This window comes from Coleofasciculus sp., from assembly GCF_046539235.1.
Taxonomy (GTDB): domain Bacteria; phylum Cyanobacteriota; class Cyanobacteriia; order Cyanobacteriales; family Coleofasciculaceae; genus Coleofasciculus.
Window position 1 is genome coordinate 1 of sequence record NZ_JBKHHI010000023.1, and the last position, 19,330, is coordinate 19,330.

The following is a 19,330-nucleotide window of genomic DNA, read 5'->3' on the forward strand; positions in this document are numbered from 1 at the left end:
ATAGTCCTGGTTGCCCTAATTTTCTCTCATCACAATGAATTAGCCCTGCCTTTTTAAGGGGGACGGAAGGGGGATCTAAAAGGGGGACGGAAGGGGGATCTGAAGGGGGACTTTGATCGACTGTACTTTATTACAGAAAAAGCGCTGTATGTGAATAGAGACGCGCCCTAGCACGCCTCTACATTGAATTGCTCAAGAGTCAAAATAATTAATCCAGAACCATCCAATCCACAGTGATACACCCTTTATTATCCCAATACCATCCTGGCTCATCATTCATTTTGAAGATTACCGTTTGACCTGCTTTGAGACTGAGAGTCTTCGCACTGCCTATTTCTTCAATAACTTCACCACTTCGTTTATCCACAGCAACCAGTGCATAAGGAGTATTGTGAGTATAAGTAACATGACTCAGCAGATAGGCTCCTGGCTGTCCTGCGGCGGTAATATCTACTCCGTCTTTCACCGACCAGATGCCAGAAGGGGTCACTTTAATTTTTGCATCAGTATCCATTGGATTCTGGAATTCTACCCCTTGTTCAGAACTAGCATGAACTTGCAATTGACCGGAGGGGAGTATTTTTTTCTCAAAGGCTTTATAGGTGACATTATTTTGGGAGAAGTTATAGAACGCAATCCGTCCTTCACTAAAATCACCATCAATATCAATTTCTAAACTGCCATTCACCGAGACTTGTAGATTGGTTTTTGTATAAACAAAGTCAAAGGTATGTTCGACATTTTTTTGCCATCCCTTGTTGCCCAAGGTTTTTCCCCGTGCCAGTTCAGTCACTTTACCTGTATGACCCCAGAATTCAGCTTGATCTTTAGGAACTCCATTAATTAAGGATACTGCTAATCCTGTTTTGGCAAGTGCTCCCCACCGTTTCTGCTGACCCTTCCTCCAATCGACGAGCAGATATTTAGCGGAACTATTGGTGGTGTCCCCGGGTTGGAATCCTAGGGCAAATCCAATAAAATCATCATCACCTGTATTGCCGACGCTTATTTTTCCTGTAACTTTGGTATTAAAAACATTAAATGGACTATAAAATAACGTAGGTTTACCATTCTTTTTCTGGATTACTTCTTGTCCATTTCGGGATATATCCCATTTGCCTGCACCTTTTTCATAAGATTCTTCTTGCCAGTGGTTTAGATCGACACTTTCGACTTTAATGTGAGCCATTTTATTCACTCCTTATTCGTTTTTTTGAGTGGTGAACTTGTCAATTTTCCTGAACCATGATGGACTTGACAACCATCCTAAACCTGAGGATTCTATTATTTTAATCTAACTCTATTCACTTCTACTCAAAATCATCTATTTTTTGAAAAACTTAATATTTTTGCCAGCATTTTTTTGATGATTCATCTATACATCAAAAACCCATAACGAATAACAAATGACAAATGACGATTCCCACCTAATTACTTCGATAAATGACATAATTAATCAACTCCTTAAGAAATCGACGGTCATGAACTGGAGAAACCCATTGTTCTCCTGGTCGCCGTGGCGTTTCTGGGAACAAAAATTCCAATGAATCAAAGATATCTGCCGCTTTTTGGGCAAGCGATCGCGCCACGCTCCAACCATGTTCAATACTGCCGCATCGCTGCATTTGCTCCATAATAAAGGCAACATGATCCGGGTGTTTTTGGGTGCGAGGTAGAGCGAGAATTTCCCGCATTTTCTCCGCTTCCTGTTTACTGTTGGCTAAAACATGGTTCAGCATCAACGTGCGTTTGCCCTCATAGATATCGCCACCAATTTCTTTGCCATAAGATTCCATTTCCCCCTGGAGATTCAACAAATCATCTTGGATTTGAAAGGCGATCCCTAAAATCATGCCAAACCGCGTCAACCCGGCTAAAGGTTCGACTAAATCCTCAACACTTGAGGCAGGATGTCCGACAATTAGACCAATCCGACAAGGTGTAATAAAGGAATACCAGCAGGTCTTTTTCACGCACATGGTAAAATAATCTTGGTCACTCAGATGGGAGGGATTCGTGGCAACCCAATCCAATTCCATTGCCTGTCCTTCCACAGATTGCCGCGCCATGAACTCAATTTCATGTAAAATATTCAGCGCCTTGGATACCCCCAGCACCGATAAGTTTTCCAGCAGCAATCCCACCGCTAAAACATTCGTCGCATCCCCCACATTAATGGCACGGGGAATACCAATCATTTGGTGTAAAGTTCCCTTTCCCCGTCGAGACTCCGACTCATCTTCGATATCATCGTGAATCAAGAACGCATTGTGATACAGTTCCAATGCGGCGGCAGCAGTTAATGCCGAATGTCCCATTCCTCCCACCGCCCGAGCGACACTAATACACATCGTTGGGCGTAACATTTTTCCGACGCGAAAGGGATAATCACTTAATAGCTCATAGAGGGGAGTATAAGCACCAGAGACTTGACACTGGGCTTGGATAAATTCCTTAATTTTAACAAAAATGGCGTCTCGCGAACCCTGTAATGCCTCGTTGATAATGGTTTGATTAAACTTAGAGGAATCGGCGACGAGACGTTGTTCCTTAGGTTCCTGCGCCGCCTGCAATTGGGCGAGATCCGATAAGGTTGTGGCAATCGCCTTACGACTTCCTGAATCAATATCAGATACCGTTGGCGGCGAAGATTTAGGGATAGGAGGGTGAGGCAGTAAAACTTGGCGGGGTGTACGTTTCAGCTTGAGAATTGGGAATTTTTTGGGATCATACAATAACAAACTGAAGAAGGTTAAAAATACGAGAAATAAGAATAGTCCTAACATTAACAATTTTCCTCTAGAGCGTCGGTTCAGAAATATTCGTCTTAGTCCTTATTAATTAAAATAGCCCCGATGACAACGATAACGATAATAGCCAGCCAAAGTCCGATAATGATTACTTGTTTCTTTTTCCTTGAGCCTGATTCGGAGGATTCTATCAATTCAGCCACAGGTTGAGCCACGGATGGAGTAACTGGGGGAGATTCCAGCACCGGAAACCAGGCGTTGACAGAAACTGAGCCAAAATTATTCAAATTTTCGATAACTGCACCCCCAGAAGCACCTTTGACCCCGACAATTGCCCAAGATCCTCTAAATTGAAGACGGTCAATTTGAGTACTACCAATAGATTTACAGGCGATTTTGGCGCGATCCGAGAGATTAAAGCTGGCGTCATCTTTCGCCGCGATCGCAACCACCCGACCTTGTGGTATAGTCTCTATCCAGTCAGCAAAGGCATCGGCGTTAGCGGGATCAGCATAGACATCAAAGGATCGACTCTGAACTTGACGCCCATTGGATGGATCTAAAACGACAACATTCAAACCGCGCTGATATCCTTCCGCTAGGGGAATGAGTTCGCCATTACAGGTAACTTGAGCCATGTTACCCCAATTATTCCCCGCCGATGTCGCGGCGATGGTAAAACTGGAAACACTCACCTTTGTCGCTGTAATCTCCCGCGAACAAGTAACCGCCGCCTCGTCAGACAACTTTTCTGTTGCCGTTCCTGGTGCAGCACCCGTTTAACCAATTATCGCCCAAGAACTGCGAAATTGCAGGTGATCAATCGGTTCTTTTGCCCCGTTCAGATAAATTCAAGTAACTAGATAGCTACATGTTTTGGGAGATTAGAGAGGAAAATTAACAGGCTTCATTTGCAGCACGCTAATGATAGGCTAAAAAATAATCCTACCACTAACAGTTGTCAAGATTATGCAGGGATGTTAGGAGATGGGGGAGCAATGTAGAGACTCCTCATGCTACGTCTGGGAGCAATGTAGAGACTCCTCATGCTACGTCTGGAAGCTGGGGGAGATGAGGGAGATGAGGGAGATGAGGAATATGGGGAAGTCGTGAGTTAACTCAAAACTCTACCTTACACTTTTCCCTATTCCCTGTTCCCTATTTCCTATTCCCTAACAAATAACAAATGACAAATGACAAATGACAAATGACCAATAAACATATTGTTTTAACAGCCTACGGTTCCTTTGGCGATATTCATCCCTATATGGCGATCGCACTAGAGTTGCAAGCACGGGGACATCGTGCTGTTATTGCCACAAGTGAGCTGTATCGCTACAAGATTGAAGCCGAGGGGATTGGATTTCATCCGGTTCGATTCGATAGTGCGATCGATATGCAGCAGGATGGGGAGTTTATCGGCATGCTCTCAGAATCCCGTCGGGAAAGTGAATATACGATCTGTTATCTATTAATGCCCCATCTGAGGGCGACATACAAGGCGTTACTGGAGGCGGTGCAGGATGCGGATTTACTGCTGACTCACCACTTAACCTTTGCTGGATCATTGGTTGCAGCAAAAACAGGGATTCCTTGGGTGTCAACGGTTCTCTCCCCGATCCTATTTATGTCGGCTTACGATTCCCAAACCCTTTCCACTACAACCATCTCCCCTTATGAACAAGCCTTAGCCGTTGTCGCCAATGACGCCCGCCTGCGCCAATTTCGTTGGCAAGCCCGGTTGTGGAGTGCGCCGATACGTCAATTGCGGGGGGAATTGGGGTTACCACCCAGTTGTGATCCGGTGTTTGAAGGTCAACATTCGCCGGATTTGGTACTGGCGTTATTTTCTTCAAAGCTAGCCAAACCGCAACCGGATTGGTGTCCCCAAACTCAGGTGACGGGGTTTCCTTTTTACGATCGCGCACGGGCAGAGAATTTGTCTCCAGAATTGGCAAGGTTTCTTGACTCTGGATCTCCTCCGATTATATTTACCTTGGGTTCGCTGATGGTATGGACACCCGGAAACTTCTATTTAGAAGGTGCGATCGCGGCTCAACAGTTAGGATACCGGGCGGTGTTACTGGTGGGCAAGGGAGTCCCCAACCTACCGTTAAACCAGTTACCGGAAGGCGTGATTGTGGTTGACTATGCACCCCACTCGGAAATTTTTCCCCGTGCGGCGGTGATTGTGCATCATGGCGGAGTTGGCACCACTGGACAAGCTTTGCGATCGGGGCGTCCCATGTTGGTGGTACCTTATGCCCATGATCAACCCGATAATGCGATGCGGTTAGTGCGTTTAGGGGTGGCGCGTACTCTTGCCCGACATGAATATAGTGCGACTACATTAATGGCTGAACTTAAGCAACTTTTATTTGAGCCGAGTTATGGGATCAAAGCGGCGGAGGTGGGAAAGCGGGTACAGCAAGAAAATGGAGTCAAGGCAGCGAGTGACGCGATCGAAACCTATCTCAGATCTCAAGAAAATGGGCAATCAAAGTAGTGATGTGGCACACCTAAGTTAATAGATTAGAATTACGGAAAAGACATCAAGTTGTTCGAGTCGGTTGGGATAACCAGACAGAAATGCTAAGATTTAAACCGAGAATAAAAAGCGCGATCGCGAGTCGTCCTATACAAAGCCGTGCTAAATTGAAAATCCTTATATCCCATGAACAATTTATCACCCGTAATTTTAAACTTAAAACACGTTGGCTTAAGCGATGAGCAATTTTATCAACTCTGCCAAGCTAATGAAACGTGGAAACTGGAACAAACAGCTAAAGGAGAATTACTGATTATGCCTCCCGTTGGTGGAGTGAGTGGCAATCGAGAATCCGATTTAATTACCGACGTAAACCTGTGGAATCGCCAAACTCAACTAGGAAAGGTCTTTAGTTCATCAACCATCTTTCGCTTACCCAACGGTGGAAAGCGTTCTCCCGATGTGGCTTGGATAACAAACCAACGCTGGGAATCCCTAACTCCCGAAGAACAAGAAAAATTTCCGCCAATTTGTCCAGATTTTGTGATTGAACTCCGTTCTCGCACCGATTCCTTATCCGACTTACAAGAAAAAATGCAGGAGTATCTTAATAGTGGTTTACAATTAGGCTGGTTAATTAATCCCCAAGCCCAACAAGTCGAAGTTTATCGTCAGAATCAGACGGTTGAGATTGTCCAATTACCCGCCAGTTTATCCGGAGAGGATATCTTACCTGGATTTATATTAGAGTTACCTGTTTTCTAAGCCAAAATCCTGTAGAGTCGGCAAGCGTCTGGAACATGGCTCCCCTCTCCCAGGCTGGAGAGAGGGGCAGGGCTACTTCAACTGACATCGAGCTGAAGCGATGCGCCTCAAAAACTCCACAGTTTTTATGTATTGACAAAAAGACCATTTTAAGCATCTGTATTGTTCGGCGAGAAAAACTACTGAATTTTTACCAACTTTTCTATATTTACAACTGAACCTTTAATCCATTATTCTCGATGAGTCTCTCGGTGTTTTGTAAGGAGGGTTAAATTAAAATGGTCGCCAACCCAACAGTTTCAACAGGTGGAGGCTGTACTCGCCCCCCTTGCCCATCTGGTAGTTGTTGCGGTGTTTATCGTCCTCAGTTTAGCAGTTACAATCCATGCAGCAGCTGCTATGGTGGTAGTCGTTGCGGTGGCTGTTATCGATAGAAGACAATCAGGTTATTGTCACTTAACCGAATAAATCAAATAGTGGAAAAGGAGAATGCCAAAAGCTTTTCTCCTTTTTTTTTTTATTTTTTTCAGATAACTGGGAACGGTGCGTTACGGCGCACAAATCCTAAGTTATTTTTCACATTAATCCAAGCAAGCGCCTAACGCACCCTACAGGATGACTGCTTAAAGACGTTAGCAACTTAGGTTATAATAATTCATCGTTAAATTAAATAAATCAATCAATCAACCCATGAAACTCACCGATATTATCCATCACGATATTGAAATTCACTTAGATACCCTGAAGACAGACCCAGAATTAGTCAAGCAAATCCAAACCCAACTGAATTGCTTAGGATTTTACCCCGGTGGTTCCTGGCTAGATGGTGATTATGGTCAGCGGACAGAACAAGCAATAACTGAGTTCTGTCAATCGGTTTACCTGAATAACATGGAGAGTAAGAAGTTTGGCAAAGGCTGGGCGCAAAAGCTCCTGCCGGAAAAACCCAAACCTCTTCCCTCGCTCAAAGACAAAAATAAAGATACGATTTATCAGACCTTTTTAAAAGAATCCGTTAAAGGAAGCGTTGACAAACCTGCCCTATTTTATAAAGGAATTAACACCTCTCCTTATCAAACCCAACTTAAAGATTATGCTGCCCGTTTGATGCAGAAGGCTGATGGCAAAACCTTGGTTTCTGTAACTAAAGATACAACCCACTTCAAAGCTTTCCCCCCAGTAGGACAACTGCCAGAGATTGATGACCAAGGCTTAAGCTTTTTGCATCCAGAGATTACCGAAGCTTGTCTTTGTGTGGGCAGTTTTGTCAACGGAGACTTCAAAACCAAATGGCTAGGCAGAAATGCCCTGAGTAAAACGGAGTTTTGGAGTAGTAGTAAAATTATTCCCATTCTCAATGTCGTCTCTCGCAGCAATACCAACGCCTTTCAAATAGATATTGATACCTGCCTGATTCGAGGCAGAGATTTAAGTGGACAATACCGAGAACTCTCGTTTCATGATGTGCTTAGAGACATTCTATCCTACGACTATCGCATTGCTTCATCCAACTCCCTAGCCGCAATGTTAAAGCAATTTTCCACACCCGCCGAGTTAGAGACTTGGCTAAAAAGTATGACTGGAAATCAAGACTTAATTTTTACCGGACGATATGGGGAAGAACCTTTTATCCCAGAACCAGAATTATCAACGCAACCGCCTCAAGGATGGTGGCGTCCCCGAAATGTTATTCTCAAAGGTGTCTCGGAACGACATCGTGGCGAAAATACGATTACCGCATATTCTTTAACCCGCATGATCTCGATGTTGGGTTGGCATTATCACATCCCCCAAGCTTCACGCTTACCCGGTGTCCAATGGCATAGTTTAGAATCAGTGATTCGGGCGATGGGTGCAGATGCGGCACGTTTAACGGATGTGGCATTAGAGGCACTAGATTTACAGGATAAAATTAGTTCTCCGGTGATTATTTCTAAACTGGGGAATGGTGTCACTCAGATTCGGAATCGGGCGGAAGCGGTTTATGTGGCACTGGTTCAGTTTATTCAACCGAGTGTAACGGGTGTGCCAGAGTTGGTGACGTTTAGCATGGCATTAAAGGGGGCAAAGCAGTTAGAACCCAGGGATGCGAAGCGTGAGGTGGTGGAATTGGATGCTAGGATGGCAACGGAAGTGACGGAAATTATTCGTCGAGGGGCGTTAGGGGAATTGGGTTGAATTAAGGCTGGTGGGCAATGCCCACCCTACGCTATAAAGGTATGAATTCCGGAATTAAAACACTGTCCAATAGCTGTAAAAGGGACGGCTAAAAACCAAGCCCAACAATAATTCGGTCAATTAATTTATGAACTTAACTTCTGTTCTCCATAGTGATAAAATTAGTAGGGAATCCCCAGCGCTTTCAGCCGGGGGAGGATGTCAATGTCCCAACTGCTGCCTCAAGTCGCGAATAGCTGCGCTGGTATTGCGTTGATAGGCAATTTCTAAACACCGTGCCACTATCTGTGATAAATTCACATCTGGGAAATTCGGTTGCGCCTCAGTTATGGAGAATGCTTTCCCAAGGACTAGGAGAAAGAGTAACAAAGAAGACTATTCACTCTGTGCTAGAACGGCAACTGCTGGCTCAACATAAACCCCAATTAAAATCTGTTATTAATAACACTCTTTCATCGAGAGAAATAGCTAGTTCTGAGCGTTTAGATGACCTCCATGCCTCATCCAACCCGCTTATTTTACCATCGGATCAGACAAGCTGCTTGACTCGCCAATTAAAATTAAAATCGAGACTCAATGACTATTGGGATGAGGATTTGGGTAGTAAGATGAGTTGCGCTCTCTATATTCGAGAATATATTTTAGCCGAAATTGATAATCCGAATGGGACTGGTCAGTCTTGAGGGAAACCAGGTGAGGCTAAGTTGTGATTTGTATCGGTACTATTTTCGCGATCGCATCATCAAGTGTCAAGACTCAGACAGCGAGTATAGTAATCGCCAAGACGGTTAGGACAGATCATTTATCTAGAGACGCGCTTTTGAAGCGCCTCTAGCACAGTTCGGAAAGTCCTAATCGATGTGTCTACTGCTATAACAGCAGAGGAACCTGTTCCAGAGGTGTTCTGACTAGCAGTTCAGGCTCAATTAGTTCCAGATAAGACGTTAGACTCCGAAAACTCTATCGTTACTCCTCAAGCTGTGCGAGACTTAATCGAAGGTGGCGCAAAGCGTGGGAGTAACTTGTTCCATAGTTTTAGTGAGTTTAATGTTAATGTAGACCAACAGGTTTACTTTGCCAATCCGGAGGGCATTGCCAATATCCTAACGCGGGTTACAGGTGATCACCGATCAAATATCTTCGGCACTTTAGGCGTTGATGGAAATGCCAACCTCTTTTTACTCAATCCCAATGGCATTCTTTTTGGTGTCGATGCCCAATTAGATGTTGCGGGTTCTTTTGTGGCGAGTACCGCTGATGGGATTCAGTTGGGAAACGATGGTGTGTTTCGGGCGACTAATCCCCAAGACAGTCAATTGTTGGCGATTCAACCGGGTGTCTTATTTTTAGACGCCCTGCGCCAACAGCAAGCCGAGATTCGGAATCAGGGGAATTTAAGTGTCGGTGCAGGGGAGAACAATTAACGGGAATGTTGTAGCGAACAATGGCGGTAATATCACCATTAAAAGCGAAAACGGGGCGATCGCTACCACGGATTTTGTGACTAGCGATGGGATTAATCAAGGGGGTGAAGTTTTACTGGAGGCTAGCGGTGATCTGAGTGTTAATCAGAATATCCTCTCAACCTCAACTGAAGGCATAGGCGGGAATATTACCCTGAGAAGTGAAAATGGGGCGATCGCTACCTCCGCCATGCTGATCAGCGAGAGCAGAAATCAAGCTGGTGATATCTCTGTTGATGCTAGCGAAAACCTTGATATTAATGGGAATATCAGTTCAAGGGGAGAAATCGGGGGTAACATTACCCTGAATAGCGAAAAAGGCGCGATCGCAACTACGGCGTCTCTGGTGAGTGAGGGTATCACTCAAGCCGGAACGATTTCTGTTGATGCCGCCGAAACCCTAACTACGATGGAAACTATTATTGCCAATTCCCAGGATCAAGCTGGAGATATCTCACTCAATGCGATCGGGGATCTGAGTGTTAACCGGAATATAGCCTCAAGGGGAGAAATCGGCGGGAACATTACCCTCAACAGTGAAAATGGCGCGATCGCAACTACGGCACCTCTGGTTAGCGAGGGTAGCAATCAAGCGGGTGATATCTCACTTCATGCGATCGCAGATGTGAGTGTTAACCGGAATATTAACTCAAGGGGAGAAATCGGGGGGGATATTACCCTGAGAAGTGAAAATGGAGCGATCGCAACCACGGCGGCTCTGGTTAGCCAAGGTATCAATCAAGCTGGTGATATCTCTGTTGAGGCGAGTGAGAATCTTAGTGTGAATGGGAATATCGATTCAAGTGGAGAAATAGCTGGGGGGAATATTACCCTCAAAAGTGAAAAGGGGGCAATCACCACTACGGCGGCTCTGGTAAGCCAAGGTACTAATCAAGCCGGAGATATTTCCCTTGATGCTAGCGGGAACATTAGTGTGAGTGTGGTACTTTTGCTGAGTCTGGTGCTGCTAATGCCGGAGATGTCATCTTAAATACCCGTCGGTTAACGATTATCAAAGATCCGGAGACAACAATTGAATTCCCCGTGGGGGTTGGTTCTAATACTGATCCAAGCAACAGTGGTAATGCCGGAAATGTCACGATTAATGCCACGGAGTCTATCGAAATCATTGGAAATCAACCCGGTGCGTTTAATCCCAATCCTGTTGAATTGGCTCAAATCCCCTTACAAGGAGATACAGGAATCTCCACATCAGCTTTAGGTAGTGGGAACTCTGGCAACTTAACAATTAATACCGGGCGGTTATCCATTCGCGACGGTGGTGGAATTACTACCTTTGTCAACCAGGGTGAGGGGGGAGATTTAACCGTCAATGCAACAGATGTTTTTTTACAAGGAGAGGGCGGTATCGGTACGGGAACTTTAGGTGAAGATGCTGGGGATTTAACCCTGACGGCGGAGAACGTCTCTCTTACCGATGGAGCTTTGATTAGCACGTCTACGGGGAGTGATGGAAATGCTGGAGACTTAACCTTAGATGTGCGTAATTTGAGCATTCGTAATGGTGCTGGCGTCCTCGGAAATACCGGAGCAGATGGCAATGGGGGACAATTGACGATTAAAATTGAAGTGATTGGCAGGTCGGCAAATGGCAGTTTTCCCAGTTCCATTGCCACGGATTTATTTTCACCGAATGAATCAGGTAATGCTGGCGATGTAGAGATTACTAGCCAAGAATTGATTGTCCAACAAGGTGGAGAGATTACATCAGCAACCCGTGGTTTCGGGGATGGGGGTAATATTCGACTTAATTTAGAGAGTTTACGCCTTGATAACGGTCGAATTAATGCCTCGACATCGGGTTCTGGAAATGGTGGGGATATTCGGATTCGCGCTTCCGAATCCCTGGAAGTCAGGGGGGCAGGATTTGAGGCGTTGCAAGAGCAATTTGTGCGTCCGGCGTTTGCCGATACGCTTACCCTGGATAATTTTAGTCAAGGAATTGTCACGGTTACAGATGGAGAAGGAGCAGCGGGTAATGTCTTCATTGAAACCCCCAATTTTATTGCCCGTGATGGTGGATTGATTGCTACCACCACTCTCAATCAAGGTAGGGGGGGAAATCTTCAGATTGATGCCACAAATCGGATCGAATTAGACAATTCTTTGTTAGGTGCAGGAACCTTTGATCAGGCGGAATCGGGCAATGTTACCCTAACTTCTCCTCGGCTTATGGCACGCGGGGGATCGCAGGTATTAACCACCACCTTTGATTCTGGACAAGCCGGGGATTTAAATGTAAATGTGTCGGAATTAATTGAATTGTCTGACCCCACGAATGAAGGGACTCTCATCGGTACAGGTTTATTTGCCTCTTCGACTCAAGCCGCATCTGGTGATGGGGGAGATATTAATATTAATAGTCCCACGAGTGAATTAAATATTCGCGATCGCGCGGCGGTGTCGGTGAGTGCTACAGGGACAGGTAATGCTGGCGATATCAATATTGATGTCCGCTCTCTTTTCTTAGATAAAGGGTCAATTACAGCAACGAGTTTATCAGGGGAAGGAGGGAATATCAACCTCAAGGTAGCTGAGACGTTTATCTTGCGAAATAATAGTCAACTGTCCACCCGCGCAGGAACCGAAGCCAGTGGCGGTGGTAATGGGGGAGATCTAACAGTTGATGCTAATTTTATTGTGGGGGTGCTGTCGGAAAATAGTGATATTACGGCGAATGCATTTGAGGGAAATGGTGGTAGTATTACGATTACTACCCAACTGATTTTGGGGTTACAAGTGAGTGAAAAATTAACCCCAAAAAGTGATATTACTGCCAGTTCAGAATTAGGAATTGACGGTCCCATTGTGATTAATACGCCGAATATTGATCCCTCACGAGGGTTAATTGAACTGCCCTCAACTTTCTCTGATCCGTCTGGGCAAATCGTTTCCGGCTGTCCGGCGGATACAGGCGATCGCTTTGTAGTCACGGGACGCGGTGGAATTCCCCATTCTCCCAGTCAATACCTGTCTGGACGGGCAATTTGGGAAGATACGCGAGGGTTATCCCGTCAGAATTCGCCATCCTCAACTCCTACTAATTCTCAGCTATCCCAAACTGATACTCAACCTTTAATTGAAGCCCAAGGCTGGGTTGTTGACAAGAATGGCACAGTTATTCTTACGGCTGAACCGTATCGGGGAAAACGAGTGAATATTGGCATGGATTTTCGTAGCTGTGGCAATTAATAGTACACAATGAACGATGTAGCTAGCTTAGACAACAATCGTAATAATAAGGTACGATAAAAATAGATTATAAAGGGCTGTAAATATGGCTTCAGTATCCAATCAACCCAAAAAAGTTATCCGTACAGAACGAGGACTTGTAATCGCAGGAACTCGCATCACAGTGTACCAATTTATGGACTATATTTATGGGGGATATGCGCGATCACTCATCCGACAGCATTTTCCCCAAATTACGGATGAACAATTTGAGGCAGTCATGTCCTACATCGAAACCAATAGGGCTGAAGTTGAAACCGAATATCAAATGGTTGTGAAAAATGACGAAGAAATTCGACAGTACTGGGAAAAGCAAAATCGTGAATGCTTTGCTCAAATTGCCAAACTACCACCGCCACCAGGTCAAGAAACAGCCTGGGCAAAGCTTCAAGCCGCGAAAGCCAGACTTGAATCTAAGTCATGAACTTTCTGATTGACCACAATATTAGGGGACAGGCACAGCTTTTATTGAATGTTATTGAACATGAAGGTTGGCTTGATTTGGTGGCGATTCGCTTTGTTACGTTTGAAGAGATAGCACTAGACATTGATAGCAGCGATAGAACAGTTTGGCGAGTCGCATAAGCCAATCAGATGATTTTAATAACAGCGAATCGAAGCATGAAAGGCAAGGATTCACTAGAACAAGTGATACGTGAAGAAAATACACTTGATTCTTTGCCTGTGGTTACGATTGGCAACGTTGAGCGCGTGATTGACTCTGAATATCGAGAGCATTGCGTCAATCGACTGGTTGAGATTTCCCTTTATGCTGAGAACTATTTGGGTGCAAGACGAATTTACATACCATGAAGCTCTAGTGCCGCGTGGCGAAAATACTTGAGCAGCTTTGTAGATCATTAAGTAGGTGGACACAATTAAAGTTAGCGGTGGAGATTAGGGAACAGGGAACAGGGAACAGTAAGGGTTTGAGGTTTGTTTACATAACTTAATCTAGTTAAGTTTATTTCCACCAACCTACTTAGCAAAAACATTAAATTCAGGATGCCGATCATGAAAGGGTTGGGAAGACGTGCTAGGAAACGACTACTATTTTTAGGATTAGCCTGGTTAACCGTTGTGGGGGTAATCGCCTCTCCTGTCGCCCTGGGACATGTCTCAACTCTCCCTCAGCCGGATATCATACAACAGGAGTCTCATCTGGCTCAATCCCTTGATCCAGTAAGCCGATTGAGTCAAGGTAAAATTGACTATGATCGGGGACGCTTTGCTGATGCAGTAAGGGTTTGGCAAGAAGCGGAACAGGTTTACCAACAAGCAGGCGATCGCATTAACCAGGCAATCAGCTTAAATTATCTGTCCCTTGCCTATCAACATCTGGGACAGTGGGAACAGGCAAAAGAATCGATTGAAGAAAGTCTGACTATCCTCCCTACTCCCACTGATCCCGCACTCTTAGCACAAGTATTAAATACCAAAGGCAGTCTGCAATTGGCAACCGGACAATCGGAAGTTGCGTTGCACACCTGGAAAGCCGCCGAGACAGCCTACTCCCAAGCTGATGATGCTATTGGCGTCTTAGGGTGTCAAATCAATCAGGCGCAAGCCTTGCAAAGCTTAGGTATGTTTCGGCGATCGCAACAAGTCTTAGAACGGGTGCAGCAAGCCCTCACGCTACAGCCGGATTCGCTAATTAAAGCCACCGGATTACGCAGCTTGGGGATGGTTTGGCAAGCGATTGGAGAATTAGATGATGCCCAAAACGTGCTTAACCAGAGTTTAGCGATCGCCCAAACCCTCAATTCCCCCGCCGATATCAGCGCCGCTTTCTTGAATCTGGGTAATGTGGCACGATCTTTAGGCGATCGGGATGCCGCGATAAATTATTACCATAACGCCGCAAAAACGGCAACCGCTCCCTTAAACCAACTCGAAGCCCAACTCAACCAATTTAAGTTACTGATTCATCAACAGCAGTTTAATCAAGCACAAGATTTATTTACTCCAATTCAGCACAATCTCTCCCAATTATCTCCCAGTCGATATGCTATCTATGCTCAGGTGAATTGGGCAGAAAGTTTAATCGAACTCCTAGACAATCCAGCCGGGTATTCTCCAGAACTGATCACATCACAAGACATCGCTCAACTCCTCGCCAAAACCATTGCTCAAGCTAAAGCATTAAATGACATCCGCGCTGAATCCTTAGCTCTAGCGGTGAATCAACTGTTCTGTTCAATCAAGCCTTTACCAGCACTGCCTTAGAGAACAAAATTAACACACTTCCGGTGAGTGTGGTTCACCTGGCTACCCATGGTCAATTTAGTTCTAACCCGGAAGACACGTTTATCCTCACCTGGGATAAGCACCCTTTATTTTGCTTGGCAATTGGTTATAAGTCATTTGTCATTTGTCATTTGTCATTTGTCATTTGTGATAATTGAACGGTCAGGTCGGGGCGGGTTTAGTTATATCAGGGTGAAAACGAAACGTTAGTGGTAAAACCCGCCCCTACACAATCTCCCTCATCTTCCTCATCTCCCCCAGCTCCGCCAGTCCCTCTATCTTCTGCCTTTTGGTGGATGCTATTTTGGCTAAATGTTATAATACAAGTTTTAGACAACTCCACAAATAGGGTAACAGCAATTTCGGAATCTATTGCCGAAAAAAACAATTAAATATTCAGGTGGATAGACCGTCACTTAAACGAGTCTATCTCTAGAACAACTGTATTGATTTTAGACCCCTGTATCAATTTTAGACCCATGAAACCCTTTCATTTTTTCAGTGTAAAGTGGCTTAGTTGGCGTTTCGCTTTAATTCTATTGTCCATCACACTATCTTTAGAATTGGCGATTGTTCCTAGTCTGGTTGCCCACACTCAAGCTGTGACAGATCCGAATAATAATGAACCTTTTACACCTCCTGGAGATGACAGTCCAGAGGGTGATACAAAAGGAGCAGGAACTCGTGATTGCGGTCATTGTACCCAAGATGAGGTGGCTGAAGGTACACCAGGATTTTCGGTTTTGATGCCAGTTGAGAGTGAAACGATCGCCCCACGTCCTACATTCTCACTGTACATCCCGGAAACAGTAGCGCGGAAAGTGTTTTTTAGTATAAAGGATGCTGAGGAAGAGTACGATTACCAGACAATCATCACATTACCAAAAACCGGGAGTGAGTTTAGCTTTCTATTACCAGAAGATGCGCCTGATCTAAAGACAAACACGCCATATCAATGGTCTATTAGTTTAATTTGTCAACAGTCGCTTGATCCCAATGACCCAACTTTAACGGGTGTAATTGAGCGAGTCGAATCTCAAGAAATTACAGGGAACAGGGAACAGGGAACAGGGAACAGGGAACAGGCAAGATAGAGTTTTGAGTTAACTCCCCCATCTCTCTATTCCCTATTCGGGAGACATTCTTCAATCAAGGCGTGATTGCTTTCGCGTTCTGACTTTTTCAGATATTCTAGAGCAATCCGTACAGCCGCCGGAGATGTGGAGTAGTCTTGGGCGAGTAACTCCAGAATGCGCCGGAGTTGGAGTTTCTCGATTTGCTTGCTGGTAAACCAGGAGAGTGCGATCGCGGATAGAGTTAATCCTAGGATTGGCGGAATCACGGGTATCCACCACCCCTGTAAGAAGGCGTTATAGGCAATGGCGACTAATACTAAACCTGCCTGCGATCGCAATTCCCAACGCCACCCGCTGAGGAGACTGTAACCGCCAACTTAATACTGTACCGATTATCACGCTTTATTTCTACGGGAATCTGATTCTCTAGTAAATCGGTAAGCGAGATGTTGTAAAAATCCTTTAAAGAGCCACGATAGTTTAATAGGATCTGATAACCCCCAGTATTAACCCGAATATAGCCGCCATCATTTTTATCCAACGGTGAAAAAATTGCCTGACCCAATTGCCAATGATGCTGTGCTTGAGTTTGAGGTGTAATTCCTTGGGTTTCTAGATACTGCAATGCTAGTTTTAAGCTGAAACTCAGGTGAAGGTTATCGCCGCGTTTAACGGATATTAACCCTCGGCGAACTTTGCGATCTGCATCTAATACCATATCCACAAAACCGACTTGCCCCAACTCGTTTAATGTGGCAGGAGGATTCACGGAATTACCAACAACTTTCTCTGCACCAATCAGATTGGGAGTAGACTGAAATAGCTCAACTAATTCTTGATGTCCGGGTTCAACAGGCAAATCTCGATATACATCTAAACCAATGACACGCGGATTATCCGCTTTTAATCGAGTAATTGCCTCTGCAAACACCGCATCCGGGAGGGGCCACTGTCCAATTTGAGTGATATCGTTTTCATCAATGGTGACAATTACAATCCGTGGATCAGGGGGTTCTAAGGGGCGAACTCGAAAAAATTTGTCCCAAACATCCCATTCTAAACCTTGCAACAATCCTGTTAAACGTAACAGAATTACCAGAATAGTTGTGCTAAAGCTGATCACGCCAATCCATCCGCGCCACAGTCGATGTCTGATTGGTTCTGTTTTAGCTTTCTTGGTCGCCGATGACAGCAGAGAATTGGCTTTTTCAATCGCTTTGAGGGCGTTCTGAATATCCCGTCGATTTAATTCTTGACTCGCCGCTAAAAACTGATAATCTAGATCACTCAAACTCTTCCCTTGAGACCAGGTTAATGCCTCTCTTAATGCCTCTCCTTGCAAGAGGTGGGATTGATTCTGTTTTTTTGCGGCAATCCAGGCGTTGAAGGCGTCAGCATAAGGACGCAGGGAAACTAATTTTTTGGTTACCCAGGTTTGATTAAATACTTCTTCGTATATTCTATTTTTTACCTGGAGTATTCCCTGATTTTTAACTAACAAACCCGACAATAAAAGTTCGGTTGTTTCTCGCGAATCATCTGCCTCAATTTCTACGCCTTGTAACACCTGCTGATAAATGCCCAGCATTCTACCCGTCCGTTGACCATTGCCTTGAATGCGATTCTGAATCGTTCTCAAATGTTCCGGATCATCCTGAGACGCCCAGTTATTAATGATGCGCGATCGCACCAGGTTTTCTACCCACTCGGATTCCTGACCTGGAGGAATAACTAGCCTCCCTTGTTCTGTATTTTCTGCCGCTTTCCAGACTAACTTACACAGCTTTTGGGTAAGAAATGGCTGACCCGATGTCCACGCCAAGATTGCTTTAACAATCGTCTCAGGTGTATTAATTTTTCCCGCTAAACCTTGGATTAGGGGTTGCACTTCTTCCGGTTTAAACCCCTGTAGTTCTATGGCTTGACCAATATTAAATGAAGTACGGCTGCGATCGCGAATTAAGTCTGAGGGTGCAGCGACGCCAAAGAAAGCAAAGACAATCCGATTGTAGTCAGGATTAATCGCACGTTGATTATAGCAAAAGCGAATTAAAGCCCAAAAATCATCAATGGGAAAATCAATGCTGAGAATTCGATCAATTTCATCCATGAAGATAACCAACCGTTCACTGGAGAATTCACCGAGTAATCCTTCCTCAATAAACTGACAGCATCGTTGCAAAAAAGAGATATCTTCTCGCTCTTGCCACCACGATTTTAAATGAATTTTTCCCCGCAGATTAAATGCCAACCATAACTGGGTGACAACGCCCTTATACCACTGTACAGGGGTTGTATATTCACCACCAATTGTGGTCATATCCAGAACTCCACAGCGGAATCCTTCGGCTTCCAAGCGATACTTTGTTCTGACAAGGAGAGAGGATTTGCCCATTTGTCGAGGGCTAAGAATATGACAAAATTCACCTGCTTTCACCGCCTGATAAAGTTTGGCGTCTGCTTGTCGCACCACATAGGTAGGATCATCATGTCTGAGACTACCGCCAACTTGGTAATTTGTCATTTGTCATTTGTTATTCGTCATTTGTTATTCGTCAATAAAGAGTTATAGTTATATTGTCGGTGCGGGTGTAAGGGCGGATGTAGGGGCGGATGCAGGGGCGGGTTTAGCCCTTCAACCTAGATGGTTACCAATAACGGAAAAACAAAACCCGCTTCTTCAACCTAGATGGTTACCAATAACGGAAAAACAAAACCTGCCCTTCAACCTAGATGGTTACCAATAACGGAAAAACAAAACCCGCCCTTCTTCAACCTAGCTGGTTACCAATAACGGAAAAACAAAACCCGCCCTTATTAATAGTTCAGGATAACTCCTCGAATATAAAAATTAAAATAGGTAAAAAATCATAAAAGTTGAGGAGTTTTGTAAAGTTTATTCAAAAAGCATCAATGATACATTTTGTCAATTCCTAAAAATTGGTTAGTTAACTAGAACCTGGAGTAAGAAAGTTAGTAGGAATCAATCCAACTATATTAACTTTTGTAAATATACTTCAAACTCTTACATAAGACATAAGACGATCTCAGCCGTTAACCGTAATTGTTCCCACCTACTTATCTCTCCATTGTGGCATAAAGACCATTTTA

Annotated in this window: 16 protein-coding genes and 3 pseudogenes; 13 read left to right on the forward strand and 6 right to left on the reverse strand. The window is 44.6% G+C overall.

Going from position 1 to position 19,330, the window contains the following annotated elements:
* Nucleotides 1–208: 208 nt before the first annotated feature.
* From ACLFWI_RS04045 to ACLFWI_RS04055, 3 genes are all read right to left on the reverse strand, one after another.
* A complete protein-coding gene (locus tag ACLFWI_RS04045) occupies nucleotides 209–1,189 on the reverse strand; it encodes a hypothetical protein (RefSeq protein ID WP_446411855.1) in 981 nt (326 codons plus the stop codon).
* A gap of 238 nt (nucleotides 1,190–1,427) precedes the next feature.
* Nucleotides 1,428–2,786, reverse strand: a complete 1,359-nt coding sequence (locus tag ACLFWI_RS04050; protein WP_446411856.1) for a polyprenyl synthetase family protein — start codon at nucleotides 2,784–2,786, stop codon at nucleotides 1,428–1,430.
* Between the two features lie 41 nt (nucleotides 2,787–2,827).
* On the reverse strand, nucleotides 2,828–3,388 hold the full coding sequence (locus ACLFWI_RS04055) for an interleukin-like EMT inducer domain-containing protein (RefSeq protein WP_446411857.1): 561 nt from the start codon (nucleotides 3,386–3,388) through the stop codon (nucleotides 2,828–2,830).
* Here ACLFWI_RS04055 and ACLFWI_RS04060 point away from each other — a divergent pair.
* From ACLFWI_RS04060 to ACLFWI_RS04075, 4 genes are all read left to right on the forward strand, one after another.
* Entirely contained in the window at nucleotides 3,387–3,533 is a 147-nt protein-coding gene (locus ACLFWI_RS04060) for a hypothetical protein (RefSeq protein ID WP_446411858.1), read from the forward strand. The genes ACLFWI_RS04055 and ACLFWI_RS04060 overlap by 2 nt on opposite strands.
* A 424-nt stretch (nucleotides 3,534–3,957) precedes the next feature.
* The gene (locus ACLFWI_RS04065) at nucleotides 3,958–5,256 is read left to right on the forward strand and encodes a glycosyltransferase (protein ID WP_446411859.1); all 1,299 of its coding nucleotides are present in this window, start codon (nucleotides 3,958–3,960) and stop codon (nucleotides 5,254–5,256) included.
* Nucleotides 5,257–5,424: 168 nt separating this feature from the next.
* Nucleotides 5,425–6,003, forward strand: a complete 579-nt coding sequence (locus tag ACLFWI_RS04070) for a Uma2 family endonuclease (protein WP_446411860.1) — start codon at nucleotides 5,425–5,427, stop codon at nucleotides 6,001–6,003.
* Nucleotides 6,004–6,693: 690 nt separating this feature from the next.
* Nucleotides 6,694–8,181, forward strand: coding sequence for a peptidoglycan-binding domain-containing protein (locus tag ACLFWI_RS04075; protein ID WP_446411861.1), 1,488 nt, complete (start codon nucleotides 6,694–6,696; stop codon nucleotides 8,179–8,181).
* 201 nt (nucleotides 8,182–8,382) lie between these two features.
* Here ACLFWI_RS04075 and ACLFWI_RS04080 read toward each other — a convergent pair.
* Nucleotides 8,383–8,490, reverse strand: a pseudogene (locus tag ACLFWI_RS04080) (Uma2 family endonuclease); the annotation flags it as partial.
* Nucleotides 8,491–8,516: 26 nt separating this feature from the next.
* Between ACLFWI_RS04080 and ACLFWI_RS04085 the strand changes: the two are divergent.
* The 9 genes and pseudogenes from ACLFWI_RS04085 (at nucleotide 8,517) to ACLFWI_RS04125 (ending at nucleotide 16,237) form a co-directional block, all read left to right on the forward strand.
* Nucleotides 8,517–8,864: an AAA-like domain-containing protein gene (locus ACLFWI_RS04085; RefSeq protein WP_446411862.1), complete on the forward strand. Its 348-nt coding sequence runs from the start codon at nucleotides 8,517–8,519 to the stop codon at nucleotides 8,862–8,864.
* Nucleotides 8,865–9,113: 249 nt separating this feature from the next.
* Nucleotides 9,114–9,605 (forward strand): annotated as a pseudogene (locus tag ACLFWI_RS04090) (two-partner secretion domain-containing protein); the annotation flags it as partial.
* Complete coding sequence (locus tag ACLFWI_RS04095) at nucleotides 9,586–10,635, forward strand: hypothetical protein (protein WP_446411863.1); 1,050 nt, start codon at nucleotides 9,586–9,588, stop codon at nucleotides 10,633–10,635. The pseudogene ACLFWI_RS04090 and the gene ACLFWI_RS04095, both read left to right, overlap by 20 nt.
* A gap of 53 nt (nucleotides 10,636–10,688) precedes the next feature.
* Nucleotides 10,689–12,857, forward strand: a complete 2,169-nt coding sequence (locus tag ACLFWI_RS04100; protein WP_446411864.1) for a beta strand repeat-containing protein — start codon at nucleotides 10,689–10,691, stop codon at nucleotides 12,855–12,857.
* 85 nt (nucleotides 12,858–12,942) lie between these two features.
* Nucleotides 12,943–13,320 carry a DUF433 domain-containing protein gene (locus ACLFWI_RS04105; protein WP_446411865.1) on the forward strand — a complete coding sequence of 126 codons (378 nt, stop codon included), beginning with the start codon at nucleotides 12,943–12,945 and terminating at the stop codon, nucleotides 13,318–13,320.
* Nucleotides 13,317–13,709, forward strand: a pseudogene (locus ACLFWI_RS04110) (ACP S-malonyltransferase). The gene ACLFWI_RS04105 and the pseudogene ACLFWI_RS04110 overlap by 4 nt, the downstream one beginning before the upstream one ends.
* 201 nt (nucleotides 13,710–13,910) lie before the next feature.
* Nucleotides 13,911–15,122: a tetratricopeptide repeat protein gene (locus tag ACLFWI_RS04115; protein WP_446411866.1), complete on the forward strand. Its 1,212-nt coding sequence runs from the start codon at nucleotides 13,911–13,913 to the stop codon at nucleotides 15,120–15,122.
* Entirely contained in the window at nucleotides 15,089–15,301 is a 213-nt protein-coding gene (locus ACLFWI_RS04120) for a hypothetical protein (protein ID WP_446411874.1), read from the forward strand. Before ACLFWI_RS04115 ends, ACLFWI_RS04120 begins: the two co-directional genes overlap by 34 nt.
* Nucleotides 15,302–15,622: 321 nt before the next feature.
* Nucleotides 15,623–16,237 (forward strand): DUF928 domain-containing protein, encoded by a 615-nt coding sequence (locus tag ACLFWI_RS04125; RefSeq protein ID WP_446411867.1) that lies wholly within the window; start codon nucleotides 15,623–15,625, stop codon nucleotides 16,235–16,237.
* A 26-nt stretch (nucleotides 16,238–16,263) separates the two neighbouring features.
* On the opposite strand, the gene ACLFWI_RS04130 is transcribed toward ACLFWI_RS04125, so the two are convergent.
* Together ACLFWI_RS04130 and ACLFWI_RS04135 are read right to left on the reverse strand one after the other, a co-directional pair.
* Nucleotides 16,264–16,557, reverse strand: coding sequence for a hypothetical protein (locus ACLFWI_RS04130; RefSeq protein WP_446411868.1), 294 nt, complete (start codon nucleotides 16,555–16,557; stop codon nucleotides 16,264–16,266).
* The gene (locus ACLFWI_RS04135; protein WP_446411869.1) at nucleotides 16,536–18,743 is read right to left on the reverse strand and encodes a CHASE2 domain-containing protein; all 2,208 of its coding nucleotides are present in this window, start codon (nucleotides 18,741–18,743) and stop codon (nucleotides 16,536–16,538) included. The genes ACLFWI_RS04130 and ACLFWI_RS04135 overlap by 22 nt, the downstream gene beginning before the upstream one ends.
* Nucleotides 18,744–19,330: the final 587 nt, after the last annotated feature.